The sequence below is a fragment of the Paenibacillus sp. 203 genome, assembly GCF_037027525.1.
Taxonomy (GTDB): Bacteria; Bacillota; Bacilli; order Paenibacillales; family Paenibacillaceae; genus Paenibacillus; species Paenibacillus polymyxa_B.
The window spans coordinates 1-20,243 of record NZ_JAXCHD010000014.1 but is presented as its reverse complement, the minus strand read 5'-3'; the positions used below and the strand labels follow the sequence as shown (position 1 = coordinate 20,243).

19 protein-coding genes and 1 pseudogene are annotated in these 20,243 nt (G+C 45.0%); 9 read left to right on the top strand and 11 right to left on the bottom strand.

What is annotated here, in order from left to right:
* Window positions 1-34: 34 nt before the first annotated feature.
* Window positions 35-754, bottom strand: a complete 720-nt coding sequence (locus tag WA407_RS23045) for a YebC/PmpR family DNA-binding transcriptional regulator (protein ID WP_250245220.1) — start codon at window positions 752-754, stop codon at window positions 35-37.
* Between the two features lie 236 nt (window positions 755-990).
* On the opposite strand from WA407_RS23045, the gene WA407_RS23040 reads away from it, so the two are divergent.
* Window positions 991-1,737 carry a spermidine synthase gene (locus WA407_RS23040; RefSeq protein ID WP_336078467.1) on the top strand — a complete coding sequence of 249 codons (747 nt, stop codon included), beginning with the start codon at window positions 991-993 and terminating at the stop codon, window positions 1,735-1,737.
* Here WA407_RS23040 and WA407_RS23035 read toward each other — a convergent pair.
* The 3 genes and pseudogenes from WA407_RS23035 to WA407_RS23025 all read right to left on the bottom strand — a co-directional run bounded on the left by WA407_RS23035 (window position 1,734) and on the right by WA407_RS23025 (window position 6,647).
* Window positions 1,734-3,473, bottom strand: coding sequence for a proline--tRNA ligase (locus WA407_RS23035; RefSeq protein WP_254351674.1), 1,740 nt, complete (start codon window positions 3,471-3,473; stop codon window positions 1,734-1,736). The genes WA407_RS23040 and WA407_RS23035 overlap by 4 nt on opposite strands.
* 582 nt (window positions 3,474-4,055) lie before the next feature.
* Window positions 4,056-5,099 carry a carbohydrate kinase family protein gene (locus WA407_RS23030; protein WP_336078466.1) on the bottom strand — a complete coding sequence of 348 codons (1,044 nt, stop codon included), beginning with the start codon at window positions 5,097-5,099 and terminating at the stop codon, window positions 4,056-4,058.
* Window positions 5,100-5,357: 258 nt separating this feature from the next.
* A pseudogene (locus WA407_RS23025) lies at window positions 5,358-6,647 on the bottom strand (glycoside hydrolase family 27 protein).
* A gap of 210 nt (window positions 6,648-6,857) precedes the next feature.
* Between WA407_RS23025 and trhO the strand changes: the two are divergent.
* Window positions 6,858-7,751 carry an oxygen-dependent tRNA uridine(34) hydroxylase TrhO gene (gene trhO, locus WA407_RS23020; protein ID WP_235306304.1) on the top strand — a complete coding sequence of 298 codons (894 nt, stop codon included), beginning with the start codon at window positions 6,858-6,860 and terminating at the stop codon, window positions 7,749-7,751.
* A gap of 209 nt (window positions 7,752-7,960) precedes the next feature.
* A complete protein-coding gene (locus WA407_RS23015; protein WP_336078512.1) occupies window positions 7,961-8,887 on the top strand; it encodes an AEC family transporter in 927 nt (308 codons plus the stop codon).
* Window positions 8,888-8,904: 17 nt separating this feature from the next.
* Here the strand turns inward: WA407_RS23015 and WA407_RS23010 are convergent, their stop codons facing one another.
* Entirely contained in the window at window positions 8,905-9,684 is a 780-nt protein-coding gene (locus tag WA407_RS23010; RefSeq protein ID WP_235306306.1) for an ABC transporter ATP-binding protein, read from the bottom strand.
* Between the two features lie 195 nt (window positions 9,685-9,879).
* Entirely contained in the window at window positions 9,880-10,428 is a 549-nt protein-coding gene (locus WA407_RS23005) for a CGNR zinc finger domain-containing protein (protein WP_235306307.1), read from the bottom strand.
* A gap of 137 nt (window positions 10,429-10,565) precedes the next feature.
* On the opposite strand from WA407_RS23005, the gene WA407_RS23000 reads away from it, so the two are divergent.
* Window positions 10,566-11,048 (top strand): DinB family protein, encoded by a 483-nt coding sequence (locus WA407_RS23000; protein ID WP_336078465.1) that lies wholly within the window; start codon window positions 10,566-10,568, stop codon window positions 11,046-11,048.
* 48 nt (window positions 11,049-11,096) lie between these two features.
* Here WA407_RS23000 and WA407_RS22995 read toward each other — a convergent pair whose 3' ends face one another.
* The gene (locus WA407_RS22995) at window positions 11,097-11,939 is read right to left on the bottom strand and encodes a YheC/YheD family protein (protein ID WP_336078464.1); all 843 of its coding nucleotides are present in this window, start codon (window positions 11,937-11,939) and stop codon (window positions 11,097-11,099) included.
* A gap of 208 nt (window positions 11,940-12,147) precedes the next feature.
* Between WA407_RS22995 and WA407_RS22990 the strand changes: the two genes are divergently transcribed.
* Together WA407_RS22990 and WA407_RS22985 are read left to right on the top strand one after the other, a co-directional pair.
* Window positions 12,148-12,984, top strand: coding sequence for a DUF6492 family protein (locus tag WA407_RS22990; protein ID WP_254330160.1), 837 nt, complete (start codon window positions 12,148-12,150; stop codon window positions 12,982-12,984).
* Window positions 12,985-13,045: 61 nt separating this feature from the next.
* Window positions 13,046-14,389 (top strand): sugar phosphate nucleotidyltransferase, encoded by a 1,344-nt coding sequence (locus tag WA407_RS22985; protein WP_336078463.1) that lies wholly within the window; start codon window positions 13,046-13,048, stop codon window positions 14,387-14,389.
* 104 nt (window positions 14,390-14,493) lie between these two features.
* Here WA407_RS22985 and WA407_RS22980 read toward each other — a convergent pair whose 3' ends face one another.
* Window positions 14,494-15,237 (bottom strand): succinylglutamate desuccinylase/aspartoacylase family protein, encoded by a 744-nt coding sequence (locus WA407_RS22980; protein ID WP_254330156.1) that lies wholly within the window; start codon window positions 15,235-15,237, stop codon window positions 14,494-14,496.
* Window positions 15,238-15,242: 5 nt separating this feature from the next.
* Window positions 15,243-16,277 carry a glycosyltransferase family 4 protein gene (locus tag WA407_RS22975; RefSeq protein ID WP_336078462.1) on the bottom strand — a complete coding sequence of 345 codons (1,035 nt, stop codon included), beginning with the start codon at window positions 16,275-16,277 and terminating at the stop codon, window positions 15,243-15,245.
* A 350-nt stretch (window positions 16,278-16,627) separates the two neighbouring features.
* Between WA407_RS22975 and WA407_RS22970 the strand changes: the two genes are divergently transcribed.
* Window positions 16,628-17,101, top strand: a complete 474-nt coding sequence (locus WA407_RS22970) for a C40 family peptidase (protein WP_061830140.1) — start codon at window positions 16,628-16,630, stop codon at window positions 17,099-17,101.
* An 82-nt stretch (window positions 17,102-17,183) separates the two neighbouring features.
* On the opposite strand, the gene WA407_RS22965 is transcribed toward WA407_RS22970, so the two are convergent.
* Window positions 17,184-18,560 carry a sensor histidine kinase gene (locus WA407_RS22965; protein WP_336078461.1) on the bottom strand — a complete coding sequence of 459 codons (1,377 nt, stop codon included), beginning with the start codon at window positions 18,558-18,560 and terminating at the stop codon, window positions 17,184-17,186.
* Complete coding sequence (locus WA407_RS22960; RefSeq protein ID WP_336078460.1) at window positions 18,560-19,270, bottom strand: response regulator transcription factor; 711 nt, start codon at window positions 19,268-19,270, stop codon at window positions 18,560-18,562. The genes WA407_RS22965 and WA407_RS22960 overlap by 1 nt, the downstream gene beginning before the upstream one ends.
* A gap of 147 nt (window positions 19,271-19,417) precedes the next feature.
* Here WA407_RS22960 and WA407_RS22955 point away from each other — a divergent pair, with 147 nt between their 5' ends.
* Window positions 19,418-20,068, top strand: coding sequence for an undecaprenyl-diphosphatase (locus WA407_RS22955; RefSeq protein WP_336078459.1), 651 nt, complete (start codon window positions 19,418-19,420; stop codon window positions 20,066-20,068).
* A gap of 16 nt (window positions 20,069-20,084) precedes the next feature.
* Window positions 20,085-20,243 (top strand): transposase (locus WA407_RS26820; RefSeq protein WP_442952052.1); only part of this gene is annotated, 159 nt, incomplete at its 3' end.

Genomic DNA, 20,243 nt, shown 5'->3' with positions numbered 1-20,243 from the left:
ATACAAACGCTCAGATGTAAATGATGCAATCTGACTATTCGTCAGAGTCTACATTATGGTAAACCTGCTGAACATCTTCCAAATCCTCTAATGCATCAATCAATTTATCGAATTGAACTTGTGCATCTTCTGGAAGAGAAATATCATTTTGAGCAAGCATGGTGAGCTCCGCAACGGTAAACTCAGTCACTCCTGCTTGTTTGAAAGCTTCCTGCACAGCATGGAATTGATCAGGCTCTGCATATACGATGACGGCTTCATCTTCTTCAATGATGTCTCGCACCTCTACATCTGCCTCCATCAACAGCTCCAGCACTTCATCTGCGGTTTTACCCACCAGACCAATAACTGCTGTTGAATCAAACATGTAGGCTACAGATCCGCTCACACCCAGGCTACCGCCATTTTTAGTAAAAGCAGAACGCACATCCGATGCTGTACGATTAACGTTATTGGTCAGTGCATCTACAATGACCATGGAACCGTTCGGTCCGAAACCTTCATAACGAAGCTCTACGTAGTTTTCATCGCCAGCACCTTTTGCTTTTTCAATGGCACGGTCAATGATTGCTTTGGGTACATTGTACGTTTTTGCACGTTCTAAAACGACTCTTAATACCCGATTGGATTCAGGATCAGGTTCGCCCTGTTTGGCTGCCACATAAATTTCCACGCCAAATTTAGCATATATACGACTCGTATTAGCATCCTTGGATGCCTTCTTTTCTTTAATGTTATTCCACTTACGTCCCATAATATCCCGCTCTCTTCCTGTATGAATATACACAACGAACTTCATTATATCCTTGTATATTATATCTCCTAAAGGACATACGAACAAGTTCAAACAACTCCGTTATGGAAAAATAAACAATTCTACCTAATTAGGTATGCTTGAAAATGTGAACTTTCAATTCTCCTCATCTATGGACAATCCCCCTATCCATGTCTAAGATGAGGAGGAAGTCTGACTTGAAGGAGATCATTTAATTGGATGTCTTGTACAAAAAGTTGAGCCATAATCATGAAATCACAGTATACGAAACCACCGAGCTGTACGGTGAAAAAGGATTATTTCGGGTGATGCAGTTTTCAAATACAGCCATCCAAGGCGCGCTGGACTTGAATCATCCGCAACGCATTCTGTTCGAATATCCGAGAGCAATCATCCATCTCATGGAACTGAACGATCCGACATTTGAAGATGTATTTGTTATTGGGCACGGTATAGGTACAATAGCGGGTCATTTTACAGATAAACGCTTTAAGATTGCCGAGCTGGATGCACAAGTCGTAGAGTTCAGCCGAACATTCTTTGGATACGATCAGGATAATGTAACTATTGGCGATGGACGACGCATTCTGGAGAAGGAAGCGCCTGATGCTTATGACTATATTATTCTGGACGCCTTCACAGAGCAGGGTACACCATTGCATTTAGTATCCTGGGAATTTTTCAAGATGGCCAAAGAAAAGCTGGATTCCGAAGGCTCCCTGATCATGAATTTAATGGGCAAAAGTGAACACGACCACCTGATCAATGCCATTCACACAACGTTGCGTGAAGAATTCGCCTATGTCACAACTTTCTCGCTCCCCTCGGACGGCGCTGCCGACATTCAAAATATCATTATGGTAGGTCGGGACAAGCCAATCCGGTTTCAGGCACGTCAGATGGCGGACTTTCATGAGATTACACTTGGAGAAGGCCATATTCTACGGGATACAGATGCTTAGCGTAGTTCCAATATTCGTCTCTCTACATCTTCGATATGAATCGTCTCTTTGTTGCAGCTTTTTCGTTCCACTAACTCTACTTTCCCGTGTTCGGCATCTTTACCAACGACAATGCGCACGGGAATACCTACTAAATCAGAGTCTTTGAATTTAACCCCGGGCCGTTCCTCCCGATCGTCCAGCAGCACCTCCACACCGTGATCCTGCAGTTGGTTGTATAATTTCTCGGCTAATTGCATCTGAAGCCTGTCTTTCACAGAAATCGGAATGATATGAACTTGAAACGGGGCCAGCGCATGAGGCCATATCATTCCGTTCTGATCATGATTTTGCTCTACAATGGCAGAAAGGATTCGGGAAACGCCAATGCCATAGCAGCCCATAATCATCGTTTGCTCCGTTCCAGATGTATCCAGAAAAGTCGCACCCAGCTTCTCACTATATTTGGTGCCCAGTTTAAATACGTGTCCGATCTCAATCCCACGATAAAGTTTTAATTCCCCTTCGTCACATCGAGGACATCTATCCCCTTCTATGACATTCCGCAAGTCAGCCACATGCCGAAGATCTATATCGTGCCTTGGATTCACATGTCGATAATGATAATCCAGCTCATTCGCGCCTGCGATACCGCTGGACATTTGGACAACGGCGTAATCTACCCACACAGGGATCGTCAATCCGCATGGGCCTATGAACCCCGAGGGGGTTCCAGTCGCCTTTGACACGGTGTCTGCACTTGCTATTTCGAATTTTTCACTACCTAAAATATGTTTAACTTTCACTTCGTTAACCTCATGATCACCCCTGACAACTACAGCAACAGGTTGATCGTCAGCCATATAAATCAGTGTTTTGATGATTTCTTCAGGTTCTATGTGAAGCGATTCAACCAGTTGATCTATTGTACGTAGGCCTGGAGTATGGAATTTTTCCATTTTAGCTGTATCAAAAGAAGGATGGCTGACATGTTCATTTTCATCTGAGACTGGAGCTATTTCTATTTTCTCCGTCGACCGCGCCACGGCTTTTTCAAGATTAGCTGCATATTCACAGCAGGTGCATGCTACAATGGTGTCCTCTCCAATATCAGCTAGAGCCATAAATTCATGGGTTTCACCTTCGCCACCAATGGCACCCGCATCTGCTTCTACTGCACGAAAATACAAACCGCAGCGGGTGAAAATGCGCTGATATGCCTGGAACATAGTCCAATAGGTATGATCTAGTCCTTCCCAATGTGCATCAAACGAATAGGCATCCTTCATCAAGAATTCTCTGCTGCGAAGCAGGCCAAATCGAGGACGTCGTTCATCCCGAAATTTGGTTTGAATTTGATACAGGGTTACAGGCAATTTGCGATAAGAATTCACTTCATTTCGTATTAAAGACGTAATAACCTCTTCATGTGTAGGCCCCAATGCAAACTCTCGATCATGTCGATCTTGCAGACGCATCAGCTCAGGACCGTAAACATCGTATCTCCCTGATTCTTGCCATAGCTCCATTGGCTGCAATACAGGCATCAGCAACTCCCCAGCTCCGGCGCGATCCATTTCATCTCGTATGATTTGCTCTACTTTTCTGAGCACCCGTCTGCCCAATGGCATGTAGGTGTACATTCCAGCTGCCAGTTGGCGGATAAATCCTCCCCGCAGCATAAGCTGATGACTGATCACTTCGGCCTCTGCGGGTGCTTCACGCAAGGTTGTCAGTAATAATTGGCTTTGGCGCATGTGTAGCTACCTCCTTGTATGGACGATAAAATGTACGCAAAAAGACACATCCGTCAGGGACGAATGTGTCGTGGTACCACCCTTAATTTGACCGTATCCATACACGGAACGGTCCTTCATCAGATAACGGCGTCTAGCCGGTGACGGTTTATCTTACAAACCGCTACAGCTCGCAAGGCAGGGAAACGTTCATTCGCGGCGAGAAACCTTTCAGCCCATGAGTTTCTTCTCTGTACAGCGGGTATTGAACCTTTGATCCTTGGTCTACACTATTCCTATATATTACAATTTTCACCACTTTACACGAAATGTAATTTCTAGTCAAGGAGATAATCGTCTATCTGAGATCAGCCAGGGACATGAACGATATTTAATTTTCAAGATAATTAAATTCCGTTGGTTATCCTATTGCATAATGAGTGGCCAGACTTTAGAACGGATACACCTGCGAAAACCAAGAACAAAGCGGACACTACCAAAGAACCTCCCTTTAAAAGCAAATAAAGGAGGCACTGTGGCAGAAAAAGAATTACGTATTTCACGCTGTCCATCAGACAACATGCTCCTTTTACCAATTATTACTTATGTATCTTCCTTTTTAAAATACACACCCTTGAAAAACACAAAATTTTGCGAATGTGTGCCATATAGCTCCTGAAACCTAGAATGGAGTTTATTCATAGAAAGGGTCTCTGAAACCGTCCGATCCGTTTGCAGGGTCAAGTCGACACAGCTAATTCCAAATTGGCACACTTGCTCCATAGGATAACCTTGGATGATTCCATAAATCATCCCGGCAATAAAAGCATCATCTGCGCCTGTGACATCAATGACCTCTTGAACGGGATGCATAGGAATTTGTCCATGAGTTCCATCCTGAGAGGCGTACAAAACTCGATCAGCACCGCAGATAAAAATGACATTTTGAACCCCAAGTTTGTGAAAAATCCGGGTGGCATCCAACATATGCTGATCATCTGTAAGTTCTAGCCCCAAATAAGCTTCAGCCTCCACCGGTTTACATACCAGCCATTCCACCCCATGCAAATTCCGGGGAAGCTTTCTCATCTTGGAGGCCGATACCGAAGAAACGACAATCGGAACCCGATGTTCATGGCAGACATGTATGGTGGCTGCAATTACGTTCATAGAGAAATTAGTGTCCAGCAGAACGAGTCGGGACGAGGCGATTAAAGGAGTATTTTCATAAATTACTGAAGGACGAATCTGATCATAAATCTCCATTTCTGCTGTCGCTACAATCAGTTCACCACGCTCATTCAGCAAGGCAGTATAAACCCCAGTTGACGGTTCACCTTTGACTTGCAGAGGAACCACGTGCATGTAACGGCTGGACTGTTCAATAATAAATTCACCTTCCGCATCGTCCCCAACCGCAGTTAGCAGGCTGACCCGTTGGCTCAACCTCCCTAAATTTTCGGCTACATTTCGTGCTACCCCACCGCAAGATTGCAGCCTTGTACTGCTTGGATTGGAGGTATGAAGCTGAAATGTACCTTTAATCATGATTTTACGATCCAGATTGGCCCCCCCGATGCATAGTATTGGTTTGCTAGAGGGCCAAGGCTCGTCCTGTTCATTTTTGTGGATTTTTTTTAATTTCATGATTTGACTCCTTTCTCGAGTCTATTCGCTAGAATGATTTAAATTTGTACAGAAATAGGCACCCTATAAAATTAACACGTTCCAAATGTCAAATTCCCAAGAATAATGTCGAGTCCGTTAAAATATCCAAAAGTTACCCATGCAAAAAAATCACCCTATCGTAAAGTTTACCTTCCACTTTTACGATAGGGTGATTGGGTTGGAATTGCAGCATAGTTCTTCCTTACATTATGTTATTCAGGATTTTTGCAAAATCCTCTATTTCAAAATAAATAGAGCTGCTCCGTGAGGAGGTAAATCTGCGGACAGTTCTTGTGTTAAAACACCTAAATCTACATGATTCCACAAATCTCTGGCATTTGCCTGTCCTTCAATACCAAGGTCTTTTAAGGATACACGCACCTTTGAAGCCTGATCTCCAGCATTAAACAAAGCTGCGTATACATGACCTTCCCCGTTATGTGAAGTCCAAACGATATGTTCATCCTTTCTGTACACCTGCCGCGCATTCAAACCGTTGCGATGGGCATTTAACACTTCTTCATTCGTTACCAAGGAAAGGGTCCATGCATCATTATCCCGCAGCTCTCCCCCGAACATCAGTGGAGACCGGAAAATGCTCCACAAGGTCATCATCGTTAGCTGCTCATCCTTCGTAAAGCGTGTCCATCGGTCATGGCTGCCGGAATCCACCGAATCTACCGAACGAATACCCAGATGACCTAGTGGCAGCATGTCGCAATCCGGCCAGTGACCCGGACCTACATGTTCCGCCCACTTCTCGCAGCGCTCAAACATACCATACAGTAAAGGCCATACATCCCAGAAGTCATCAGTCATACGCCACATATTCGCGTTTGCAATTAAATCAGATGCATGCTCCAGCGGTGCAGGACCAGGTGATAGACTCAGCACCAACGGACGTCCGCATTGGGCGATAGCCCGCCTAATCAATTCAATTTCCGCCAAATGAATACCATAGAGACGTGATGCAGCAATGTCATCTACTTTGACAAAATCCACACCCCATTCCGCATACAGGTCAAACAACGAATTATAGTACTCCTGTGCGCCTTCCTTGGATGCATCTACCCCATACATATCTGTGTTCCAGGGACAAATAGAGTTGGGATGCGCAATTTGTCTCGCCGTGGCTGTGGTTCCCAAAATCGGGGTATCCTGGTGCACCGCCTAACGGGAGATGCCTCTCATCATATGTATACCAAATTTCAATCCCAGACTGTGTACATATTCCGCAAGAGCTTGGAAGCCTCGTCCATCTGCTGCCGAAGGAAAACGATTCACCGCTGGAATAAGACGTGAAAATGAATCCATTTCCAATGGGACGAACGGGCGATACTGTGAAGAAACTGCTCCTGACTCATACCACTGAATATCCACCACGACATATTCCCAACCATATTCCTTCAGGTGCTCCGCCATATATTGAGCATTTCCCCGTACTTCCTCTTCCCGTACTGCTGCACCGTAGCAATCCCAGCTATTCCACCCCATAGGTGGTGTATGCGCTGTCAAAAGATGTTTCATTTCATTCATCCTTTCATCTAGTAAAACTCACCCTGCTACCAGAAATCCCCTCATTACTACGTTACTATTATAATGTAAACCCTTACTTTTGTCGCTCGTCATCTTTTCCATTTCCACTTTTTATACATTTAAGTTGACTAACTTAAAGAATGTGGTACATTTAAAATTGCTTGTTAAAAAACTTTGACTTGAATCAGAGGGTGATTTTACGTGTGTGAACATGCTTATCGAATTTTGTTGTTTTACAAATATGTCAACATAGAAGATCCTGCCACCTTTACGGCAGAGCATCTGGCTTACTGCAAGGAGCTTGGCGTCAAGGGAAGAATCTTGATTGCTGCAGAAGGAATCAACGGAACACTGTCTGGTACAGTAGAGCAAACGGAGCAATATATGCGTGATTTGCGCGCCAATCCGAAATTCCACGATATTGTTATTAAAATAGATGAGTCTGACGGTCATGCGTTCAAGAAAATATTTGTACGCCATCGTCAGGAGCTAGTTACGCTGCGTCATGAGGATGAACTGGACCCTAATGTAATTAGCGGTAAGCGGCTGTCACCAAAGGAGTTTTATGAACAGCTTCAAGATGAAGATGTAGTTGTTCTGGACGGACGTAATGATTATGAATATGACATCGGTCATTTCCGCGGGGCTATTCGCCCTGAAGTCGAATCGTTCCGTGAATTTCCACAATGGATTCGCGACAATATGACTCAGTTCAAAGACAAAAAAATCCTGACGTACTGCACCGGAGGTATCCGTTGCGAAAAGTTGTCCGGTCTTCTGATCAAAGAAGGGTTTAACGATGTAGGCCAGTTGGATGGCGGCATTGTGACTTACAGCAAGGACCCGGAAGTACAAGGACGTTTGTTTGACGGTAAATGCTACGTATTTGACGAACGAATCTCCATTCCGATCAATCATACGGATGAAGACATCATTGTCGGCAAGTGCTTCCATTGTGAAACGCCAAGCGATCATTATATCAACTGCCCGGTGTGCAATCTCCAGCATATCGTATGTCCGGATTGCGAAGAACAGCATCAGCACTATTGCTCTGATGATTGCCGAACCAAAGCGGAAACCGTCGCTACTGCATAAATCGGCAGTATCATTGGTTCATTATAATAAAAGGGATGCCCACAGCCATGATAAACGGCTAATAGGGCATCCCTTTTATTGTTTTCACAATAAGTGTCGAAGGCTTCATAGTATATACCTATGACCTTGATTGTGTTTTCATCTTGGACGGGCTCGAAAGTAGCGCCTTATAATGGAAAATGTCATTACAGAAAGGATGGGTGGAATTCATGATACAAATCGTACTTTCAACTCTATTATCCGTTATCGTTCCGCTGTCCATTCCAGTGATCGCCGGATTTTTACTCGGAAAATTCATGAAGCTGGAAACGAAACCGCTCTCGACTTTGTATTTATATTTTTTAAGCCCCGCCATGATTCTGGACACGCTACTCAAAGCACAGCTTTCTTGGCATGATGTAGCGCAGACTGCCGCTTTTTCAATACTGAACCTGCTGCTGTTGTGGGGAATTGCACAATTAGCGGGGAAAATCTTTAGACTGAGCACTCCGGAAACGGCTGGACTTACCTTAATCTCCACGCTGACCAATAGTGCAAATTATGGCCTGCCCCTTATTTTACTTGCCTTTGGGCAGCTCGGTCTGGATAAAGCCTCCGTGTATGTCGTCATCCAGATAATCATGGTCAATACCATTGGCGTTTACTTTGCAGCCCGCTCTGAATTTTCTGTTCAAAGTGCTGTTAATTCGGTGTTTTCACTTCCTGCGATCTATGCAGCTCTACTCGCCATGGGACTGCGGTTGCTGGACTGGCATCTTCCCTCAGGGATTCAGTCAGGCGTCTCGATGATTGCTGCCGCTTATTCTCCGGTCGTGCTGGCGATTCTTGGTACCCAGATGGCTTATGTAAAAATATTCAAGCTGGAGTCGTCTATTAAAAAAGCCAGCTACGCCGGACTAACAATTCGGCTACTGATCTCCCCGCTTGCGGCTTGTCTTGCTATGCTGATACTGGGAATTTCAGGCCTTTTGTTCTCCGTTCTCTTCATTCTGGCCTCGATGCCGGTTGCTGTGAATGCTGTCATTTTAGCAGAAAAATTTAATGCATCGCCAAAACTGGTTTCCACCTGCATCCTGTGGAGCACGCTTGCCTCATTCCTGATATTGCCTATTTTGATTATGTTGGTAGCAGGTTAGCGAGAAAAAAAGACTCTCTACACCATAGAGAGCCAAGCACGATTCTGTCTCCATTCTACTTGCACAGGCGTTTCAAAAAAAGCACTAAGCGTTTCACTGCTTAGAATATCATTCGTTTTACCTTTGGCAAATACCGTGCCCCGGCGGATTAGAATCGTATGCGTGTACATCGGTAGAATTTCTTCGATATGATGTGTAACATACAGTAAATTCGGCGAAGCCTGCGACTCCGATAACTGGCGAATGCTATCCAGCAATGCTTCCCGGGAGAAAAAGTCCAAACCATTACACGCCTCGTCCAAAATCAGTAGCTTGGGCGAGGCCATTAATGCACGGGCGATAAGCACTTTTTGCTTTTCTCCCTGTGAGCATCCCTGATACAACCGATCCACGAGATGAGCACACCCCAGTTGCGTCATAAGCTGAACGGCCTGTTCATACTCTGTATCCGTCGTCTGATCATAAAGTCCAATGGAGGCAAATTTGCCGCTAATGACAACATCCTGCGTACGCTGACTCCCATTAATTCTTTCCTGTAAAGAGGAACTGACCCAACCAATAGATTTGCGCAGCTCCCTCAGATCCACATCTCCAAAGGTATGCCCCAATACACCGACACTACCTGTGGTTGGCCATATGTAACCGTTAATCATATTGAGCATCGTTGTTTTACCTGATCCATTCAAGCCGAGTACAGCCCAGTGCTCCCCCTCAGCTACCTGCCAATTGATTTGATCCAGTATGGTACGGTTATCTCTCTTCCAGCTTACATTATTAAGTTCAATGACAGAATTCATGGCTGTACACCCTTTCTATTCATCGTATCATCAGATGTTTATACGCATAGTAAAGATCATCGTTAGTACGGCTAGCTCCTCTTTTATGTAAGCATAGCACAGGGTCACAGGTTGTTCAATTTTAAATAGCCCACTCCATTGTTCCTATAGGAGTGGGCTCAACATGTACTGCTCATGTAAATTCTCTTGCTCCATCTACTTTTTCTTACGCTCGCGAAAACGGCGTACCTTTATCAAATTACCACACATCTTATCGTCGCAAAATCGCTTTGACCGATTTCGGGTATCATCGTAAAATACCCATCGGCAATCGATATTATCGCAAATACGAATTCTAGAGCCGCCGCTATTGACAAGTGCCTGAGCAAAATCGGCTACAACCTCTGCCAGCACTTTTTTCCAACCATTTGCCACGGGTTCCAGCACAATGCTGAAATGCTCATCCTGTTGCTTTAATAAGCGAGTGACCGGCCCCTCTTCCATCATCTTTCGGTTAATCATATCTACCAGATCAGCTGTTATTTGTCCGCCAGAAGTCAGGTGCTCAGCGAAGCTACGTAATTCCCGCCGGAGAATTTGCATTTCTTCAATATCTTCCGCACTGGCTGGGACCGAAGCGGTAAATTGCCACCGCATAAGAAATTCATTTTGCCATTCGGGCTTCAACAAACGATCTTCTGAACGTCCGCTCCCCCTCCAATCGTGCCATTCGCTGTTTACAAAATCAGTCCAAAGTGTATTCAAAAGAGTTCCTCCACCGTCTGTAACCACTAAAATCATTTTAACTGGTTGCAAATCTTAATTTGTCATGCTACATTGTTAATTGTAACGATTTATCCTATGTTTAGCTAGTTACATACCTACAAAAGGAGTTGGGTTAGGTGAGCCGAGATCGAGTAAATATGCTGGTATTGCAAAGAGAAAATTCATGGGATAAGGAAGAATGGATTGTTCCTCTTGCCGCAGCACTTCACGGTGTGAATACACAGGAGGCCACTTGGACACCACCAGGTGGAGGAAACACGATTTGGCAAACGGTTCGTCACATTAATTATTACAATGAGCGTATTTTGAGACGTTTAACTGACCGCCCTATAAGTTCAACTGGAATAAGCAACGATGAAACATTCGGGCCGCCAGGGGATGCTGAAGACCATGAAAGATGGCAGGAGACGCTGAAAGAAGCGGAAGCTCTTGTAAACCAACTGCTTGTCGCCATTACTGCTCTGAATGATGCTGATCTGGATAAGCCTCTCGGCTCCGACACTCTCGGTGCTGAATTATCGCGGTGGACGCTGCACGATGCATATCATAGCGGACAAATCGTACTTATACGCAAACAATTGGGGACTTGGCGAGTTTAAAAATGTAATCCTTTAGTCAAGATATTTTTTGTTTTTTAGAATCTTTAATTACATTCTTATTTTATCTTTACTCTTGTCTTTATTCTTGTCTTTATTTTTATCTTTATTTGTATCTTTGCTTGGGACGGTGACCTTCCTTTTTTCATTAGCCAGTCGCCAATAGCTTAACACTTTACGGTACATGGACTTATCTGTTAATTGGTTAAAAATATATGGGTCCGGCTTCGTATTCACCTCAATAATCCACGGGATAAAGCGATGATCCAGTCCAATGTCCACACCAATTTGCCGGAATTTCGGATATGTTTTTTGCAGTTGTTTGGCGATAGTAAGACCCAGTTCATTTAGTTTCTTAACCAGCTCCGCCTGCTTGCTTTGCGATAAATGGGATTTTAGTAACTGCTCCAAGGCCATCGGCTTACCACCACTATGATAGTTGGTCACGATTTTACGGGGATGACCAAGACGTCCAATAATTCCGGTAGACTCCCATAGCCCTTTTTCATTACGCTGCACCATGACCCGAATATCAAAATAACGCATTTGATGGCGTAGTAAATGGATTCCCTTTTGAATGAGATAACTTTTCTTCCCCGTATGTTTCGATAGGCTGATATATAGTGCATCCAAATGTTTGAATTCTTGGCGCGTTTCCTCATATTGATAGGCGAAACGCTGGCCGGTCTCCTGCTCTACTCTCATTACACCTTTACCAAAGGTACCTCGCTCGGGTTTTACATAGACCATACCGTACTTCTCCAGCATTGATTTCAAATTTGCTTTATTATATTTGCGAGTTTCAGGTACATACGGCTTAATGCTGCCATGCTGGAGCAACAATTGGGTTTTATGCCATTTGCTGCGCAACGCCTGCGCTTGTGAAGAATTCACTTGCCCCTCTCCTCTCTACTCTCAGGTAGAACGCTCCTGTTAAAAAAGATCAATCTATCGTATGCGCTAACTCCCCATTCGAAGCTTCATCAGCCCTGTCCTGCATAGAAATGGACGTTTGACCTTGCCCGGTCGAAAGCGCCTGTCCAAGCATACGATATGGGGAGACGCTGGGAGCGTATATTTGCACATATAGGGAGTGAATGACATGTCAGCGCAATCGGATGGGCCACGGAAGGGTTCCCTTACAATCGATGTTCTGATTCCAGCAATTGATAAAGATCTTGCCACACTACCGCTGGTGATTGACAGTCTGCGCCGTCACGTGCAGCACCGAATTGGAACTATTTATATCGTCTCACCGCAAAGCACCGGGATTCGCCGTCTGTGCGCAAACAAGAAATGTACATTTATTGACGAAAAAACAGTGCTGCCCATCACCAAAAAACATATTCATTACGGGACAACGCGCTGGGACCGCTCAGGCTGGCTGTATCAACAATTACTCAAAATGAATGGCGACAAAATCAGTAAAGCCTCTTTTTTTCTCGTCATTGACGCGGACACGATTTTGATTCGTCCACATACGTTCCGTAAAGACGGAAAAACGATTTTTTACTACCGCAGCTGGAGCCAGCCTGAGTATTTTCGCACCTACCACAAGCTGATTGGCGTTAAAGCACCCTCACCAAAATCCTTTGTCACTCACTATATGCTTTTTGAAAAAGCGCGGCTCATCCAGCTCAAGCAAGTTATCGAGGCCCGACATGGAAAACCTTGGTACAATGCGATTATCCAAAGTATAAACCGGACAAAACAGTTTGGGTTTTCCGAATATGAAACGTATGCCAACTATTTATACAGCAATAAGCCTTCTCAGATGATTTTGCGCAAGTCATTGAATAAAGCGCTTCATAGTCGGGCTTCTTCCCTGTCGCAAAAACAATTGGGTGTCTTGGCCAAGAGCTATCGTTCCTTATCTTTTCATCAACGCAAGGTGTACCAGCTTGCTCCAAAAACAAAGATTGAATCATCGCTAAAATAGTTCTTAAAATCCTGCAAAATGATGCAATCCAAATGGATCTGCATTGAAGGAGGAAACGTCCGTGCGCATCGTATTGTTATGCGGTGGTGCTGGAAAACGGCTATGGCCACTATCCAACGAAATCCGGTCGAAGCTGTTTCTCCAGTTGTTGCCCGCCCCTGACGGGCGAAAGGAATCTATGCTCGGCCGGGTGTACCGTCAGCTTATCTTAGCCGGGCTGGATTCCTCTGCCCTGCTTCTGGCTCATCGAAGCCAGGTAAATCTAGCCTTTCGCCATACAGAAGGTCGTCTGCCCGTTTTGGGCGAGCCTGCCAAACGGGGAACCTTCACCGCGGCTGCACTGGCGGCTGCTTATTTTCACACCAGAGGCATGGGGCTGGATGAAGTTCTCTGCATTGCTCCAGCGGACATGTTTGCAGGGGAGGATTTCTTCCATAGCATAGCAGCGCTCTCCGGCTTATTGCTTGAGAGCGGAGCCGATTTGGCTATGCTTGGGACAAGGCCCACTCATCCCTCCGACCAATACGGCTATGTCGTTCCGGGTCTGCAAATGATACGGGAAGGGAAACCTTCTTATGCGCAAGTTGCTCGCTTCACAGAAAAGCCGGATCATTCCGGGGCACAGCAGCTTATTCATCAGGGTGCGCTGTGGAACTGTGGTATTTACGCTTTTACATTACGGTATATGCTCTCCTGTATGGAGCGAAGTTATTTGCCGCTGAACGATAAAGCATTATGCGCAATGTATGATGGCCTCCCGGTTCGCAGTTTCGACGAGGAGATTGCAGAGCGAGCCGAACATGCCATCGTCCTGCCCTACGATGGCGAATGGCACGACATCGGCAACTGGCAGGCTCTAACAGAGCAGCTAAATAGCCAAGTGATCGGGCGTGGACAGATCAGTGGCCAAACTCATGGCACGTACATCGTCAATGAGTTGCCCTATCCACTTCATGTCATTGGTGTAGAAGATATTATTGCAGCTGCGAGCCCCGACGGCATTCTCATCGCTTCCAAGAGCCATGCTCACGCGATCAAGGACCAGCTAGGCAAACTTCAACTACATCCCAAGCATGGCGAAACCTCTTGGGGCAGTTACCGATTGCTGGACGAATTTGATCATCGGAGTCTGAACGATATACTGGCCATACGGCTGACGGTACTGCCAGATCACCGCTTGAATGGCCGTATTCACGGCAGTGGACTTAAAGTATGGACGATCGTGTCCGGCCGGGGAGAGGTCATGCTGAACGGAGAACGTTTTGCTGCAGCAAGCGGTTCTGTATTTAGCATTCCGGTCGATACGTATCACACGATCCGTGCCGATCTGGATACACCACTGGAGCTAATTGAGGTACGTCTGGGGAACAGCTTAGTGAACGCCTTCTATAAATCAGAAGCCTGACAACACATAGATATAATATCAGCACACCACGGATTCTGAACGAAGGTCGCACATAAAAAATCGCTTCTGAGCAAGGTGAAAAAATCCTTGCTCCAGAAGCGATTTTATTTTGTGGTGCCATATTTTCTTGAGGTAACCGTTCTAACCTTGGCAGATAAATATACCTCGTTGTCTTTGACTATTCCGGCTTCTTTTAAAAAATGCTGGACGATCTCCAACTGATAGTGTATGCGTACTTTCTTGGGCAGGCTCCAACCCGTCTCCACGGTAACCGCGCGTGCACCTAAAATACGGGCTGCAGCAGTGCGGGAGGAACCTGGAAGCTCATGCAACCGAATGTTGAAATGTCGGTTGCTCACCTGGATGGAGCGATTCATTCGCTTAATAATCCGACGAACCGTAGGAACCACGGGATTGGCCTTATTGGAGATTAGCGTTTGACCAAGCACCTTGGCATCCTTTTGTGACAATCCGTTGGCCTCATGCAAGTCGAGATACCATTCAGGTTGATGCTTTTGTGTTAATTTGAATAGAGCAGCGGAAAGTGGTTGTGTTGCCAGCTGCTTTTTTTTGCGCGGAAAGGTTCGATTAAGATCAGGTATTCCTCTAATCCGTTTGCGGTAAGCCTCTTGATTTACAATCGGTACAATTATAAGCTTACCATGGCTAAATCGCAGTTTTTGCTGATTCAAAAGCTTTACCAATTTCTCAGCAGCTCGTATGCTTGCTATTTCTTTACCATGTATTCCCGCCACCACCATCACACACGGACCTTTCTGTCCCCCTGTAACTATATAATAAGGAGTTGCCCAAGAGCCCTTTCCGAGCATATATCGTTTGACCTGCATCTCCTTCACCTCCGTATAGGCTGCCGTTGTCCTCTCTTCTGTTCTCGCCGACGGATGATTTCACGGTATAATCTTAAGTAGTTACTGGTCATCTGTTTGTTGGTAAATCTTTGAGTCACATACAAACGCAGCTTCGCTGGTGACGGGTAGTTCTTTTGCTGTGCTTTTCGTGCCATTTGGCTAACCGATTTGCAAATCAACTGCGGAAAGCCCGATAATACCTCGGGGACGGAGCCATTTTTTAATGCCAGCACCGGTGTTCCACAAGCCATGGCTTCAACCATGACAAGTCCGAATGGCTCTTCCCACAGTGTCGGAAACAACAGACATTCTGCATGTTTCAGCAACTTCTGTTTCTGATCGCCTCCAACTGCCCCCACATAGCGTATATTCGGATTGCGCTGAATTCGTTTCTGAATCTCTTTACGGAAAAATTCTGGTGCTTTGATAGGACCTGCAATAAGCAGTTTTTTTCCTGTTCGTTCTGCAACCTGAATGGCCTCCAATACACCTTTATCTCGAATGATTCTGCCCATGAACAGCAAGTAGCCACGCTTCTCACTGCTGAACTCGTATTCATGTGTGTTGATACCGTTATAGATATAAAAACCTTTGCCCCTGCCCATCAGCTGGCGCGCTCGTTTACTTACATATACTGGGTTTTTACCGTGTCTCTTCACTGGAAGATGAACGGTGCAAACTGATGGACAAGGCAGCTTCCTACGCCCTACAGAAGAACGAAAGGTATGATCATGAATGATATGTGTGTCGGAAGGCATATGCCGGAGTACATATTGGGGGATCTGACTATGTTTCAACCCCTTGGGATAGGGAATCAACCGCGCACTGCTCCTGCTCCCACGGGCGGCAAAAAGAGATACATGATGTCCTCGTCTCACCAATTCCTCAGTTAATTCATACACGACCTTTTCCGTTCCGCCTTTGTTGGAGGGTACCGGCTGTGCATCGGGATAGTTGGAAATGACCTGAACAATGGTTAGACGTGGTTTTTTGAGTGCTTTATTCTGCTTTGAAGCCATACGAATTCCCCTTCCTGACCGGAAATACGGTGTGATCCTTACAATGTCAACGGGAATCAGAACATACTCCCGTACAGGTAAATTGTAGTATATAGGTATGTATATTTTGCGTGATTGCTTGTGCCAATCGACTGCAAGTCGATTTTTGTCATACGAGCCTATCTATAAGTGGAATCTATACATTTTGTCAAGCCAAAATTAAGGAGGAAATTCTCATCGTTTTCTAATAAATGAGGACAAAGCGTTGGGGTAACAGGTTTGTAACTATGAGTGGTAAATTCCGGACATTTTATTTGTGTTATTGTCATTTCAGGACATCAACACAATACGAATAACGGAGGAATTTATATATGAAACGTACTTCTAAAAAATTGTGGATGGGTATTTGCTTTACTATGACTTTGGCATTGAGCGCAGGGAGCTTCGTCGTTGGACCAGCCACCACTCATGCCGCTTCGGCAAGTAAAGCTGATCGGATTATTTCTAAAGGCTCCCAGTATATGGGCGTGCGTTATCAACATGGAGCCCCAGCTGGCAGTACAAGCTCTTTTGACTGCTCTTCATTCACTCAATATGTATTTGCACAAAATGGCATCAAGCTTCCGCGATCTTCCAGACAGCAATCAACTGTTGGCACTTTCGTACCGCGTAGCCAGCTGAAAAAAGGCGATTTGGTCTTTTTCTATGCGCCAATTCATCATGTAGCCATTTACATGGGGAACGGCAAAATTCTGCATACGTATGGTAAAGGCGGCGTAACGGTTACAGATCTAAATTCGGGATGGTGGAGTCGCAATTATACAACAGCACGTCGTGTCCTTTAGCATAAATTTCAGATGATTTCCATCCACCGAATGCTTAACTTACAAGTAACAATAAAAAGGGCTGTTCCGCGAGTAGATATTTCTACTGGAGGGACAGCCTTTCCCGTTGTCTTTGGGGCAGCGTGACGATGACTACCGTTCCTTCTCCTTCTACGCTCTCCATGCGTATCGTACCCTGATGAGCATCTGTAATTGCCTTGGCAATTGGCAGCCCCAGCCCGGTTCCTCCTGTTTTACGATGTCTGGAGCTATCTACCCGATAAAATCGTTCAAAGACCCGCTTGATCTCGCCCTCAGGTATTCCGATCCCATAATCCTTAACCTGGATATAGACATCCTTTTCATCTGTAGATAACCCTATTTCGATCTCATCCGTGCTGTATTTTAATGCATTATCCAGCAGGATCACTAGCAACTGCTTCATTTTCGTCAGGTTGGCATCCAGCCAAATTTCTTTCTCTTCTGTTAAAATAGAAATTTGACGATCATGTACAGGCTTGAGATGCGCTACTACCTGTTGACAACAACCGATCATTTCGATCCGCTCATGCGGCTCAGGATCTTTCTGCTGTGAGGAGGCAAGAGTCAGCAACTGCTGTGTCATCGTACGCATTCGCTGAGTTTCTTCATAGATCGACTCAATGGATTCCTTACGAATCTCCTCATCACGTGTACCCCACCGCCGCAGCATGTTGGCATAGCCCTCAATAATCATAAGTGTCGTATTCAGCTCATGTGAGGCATCTGAAACAAACTGCTGCTGACTCTGAAAGCTTTCTTCTAATCTCTCCATCATTCGGTTAAAAGTAGTGGTCATTTGGGACAATTCATCTTGATTGTGACCACCAACGGGGATTTTTTTGAATTTCAAGCTTCTTTCTATTTCCTGCATCGTTTGAATACTACTTGAAATCGGTAGCAATATCGCATTCGCCAAAATCGTGCTCCCTACCAAACTTAGCAACATAGCCCCTACAGTGGATGTGATGAGGATCGTATTTAAAATATCGAGATTGGTTTCGAGTGCATCCCATTTTTCTACAATCTCCAGGGTCCCCTTCTGATTACCCTCTGGAGAAAGCACAGGGAGGTGGATTACCAGAATTTTATGACCCTGTACATCTGTCAGTTGAGAACTTTGTGAAGTGTTAAAACGTATATCGCCCAGCTTAAAGCGGGACTGGCGACTTACTTCATACAGAAGTCGGGATTGCTGATCAAACACTCTCAGAGTGGTGTCTCCAGAAAGCTCATCTTTCAGTTTGGGGCCCCATGCATTCTTTAGGATCATCGTGGGTCCTGTTTCGGCAATGATTTCAGTCCATTTATTTTGCAGCACTTCTCTTTCATTTCGCGTAGCGATTTTGACGAACAATAGGTGAACTGTAACATCCACAAACAGGAGTATCGACATCACTAAAATAGAACTGAGCAGGGTTATTTTGGTCCGAAGCTTCACTAGTCTTCCTCCCGGATGCAGTACCCAACGCCGCGCACGGTTTTTATCAATTTCTTTTTGTATCCATGATCAATTTTTTTGCGAACATACCGGATATACACATCTACGACATTCGTATCACCGACAAAATCAAACCCCCACACGTCCTGAATCATTTGATCCCGCTGCAATACCTGATTTTTGTGCTCCATCAGATAGAGAAGCAGATCATATTCTTTTGGCGTCAGTTCGATTCGATTGCCCTCCCGCACCACTAACCGTGTCTTGCGTTCCAACACCAAGCTGTCCACTTGGAGCCTAGACGGCGGCTTATCCTCTTCCTGTAAAGTGGTAGCTGTTGGCTCCATTTGATGCCTCATACTGGCCCGCATCCGCGCTAATAACTCCTCGATCTCAAAAGGCTTCGTAATGTAATCATTGGCACCTTCATCCAGACCTGAAACCTTATCAGGAGTCGTGTTACGTGCAGTGACCATAATTACTGGTGTATGATTGTCCACTTGTCGAATCTGCTTTAGCACCTCGACCCCGTTCATCTCCGGCAGCATTACATCCAGAATGATGATATCCCATTTACCAGCTAGAGCTTTTTCCAATCCTTCTCTGCCCGTCTGTGCGATTTCAACTGCATATCCTTCATGGGATAACTCCAACTGAAGCAATCTGGATATCTTCTCTTCATCATCAATAACCAGCACCGACTTTTCCATCGCAAAACCACCTATTTTCTATAGAAAAAACAAATGAGTAATGGAAATGACATTCATTTTTTATTTGATTTTAAGCTTTTATCCGTGTAGTCGCTCTATAATATAACTTTGTTATTCAATTTTTTGATGTTAAGGAGTAATTTATTCATGTTAATTAATGTAGACTATGCTTTATTTCACTGGATCAATGAACTGGCTAATTCCCTCGCCTTTTTGAATGGAACCATGCTTTTCTTGGCGCAATATGCACCGTATTTTTTCGGAGTGGCTTTGCTGATGTACTGGTTCACTTTTAAAATGCCGCATCGGATGATGGTTTTAGAAGCCGTCATAACGGTTTGTATCGGCTTTGTAATTAGTTGGGGCCTTGGACATTTGTTTTACAGAGATCGGCCTTTTGTCGGACATTCAGTCATTCAGCTTATTCATCATGATCCTAATGCTTCATTCCCGAGTAACCATGCCCTTGGATCGTTTGCTCTGGCTACAATTTTATGGCTTCATCATCAAAAATTTCGTATCCTCTGGGTTATCTTGGCTGTACTCATCGCAGTATCCCGCGTGTGGACCGGAGTGCATTATCCCTCGGATATTTTGGCAGGTGCGCTTATTGGTGCAGGTTGTGCCGTCGGCGTTCATCATTTCATTCGAAGCCGGAAGCTTCCTGGCATCTTCATGCAGGCGGCTATTATATTTTATGAAAAATGGGAACAGAAGCTGGGGCTCAAGCCTGGTGAACAGGCCAGAACTAAGATGACTGAGCACACTTCCTCTGTCCAAATGAAAAGCAGACGCTAAATGAACTGCACCCCATTTGTTAGACACGACTAACAATGGAGGTGCAGTTTTTTTGCCTAAATTCAGTTTAGATGAGAAATTGGAGGCCATTCGTAGGTATCAGCGTGGTACTGAGGGAGTCAAAAGCATTGCACAATCATTAGGGATGAATCATGAAGCTTTACGTATGTGGATT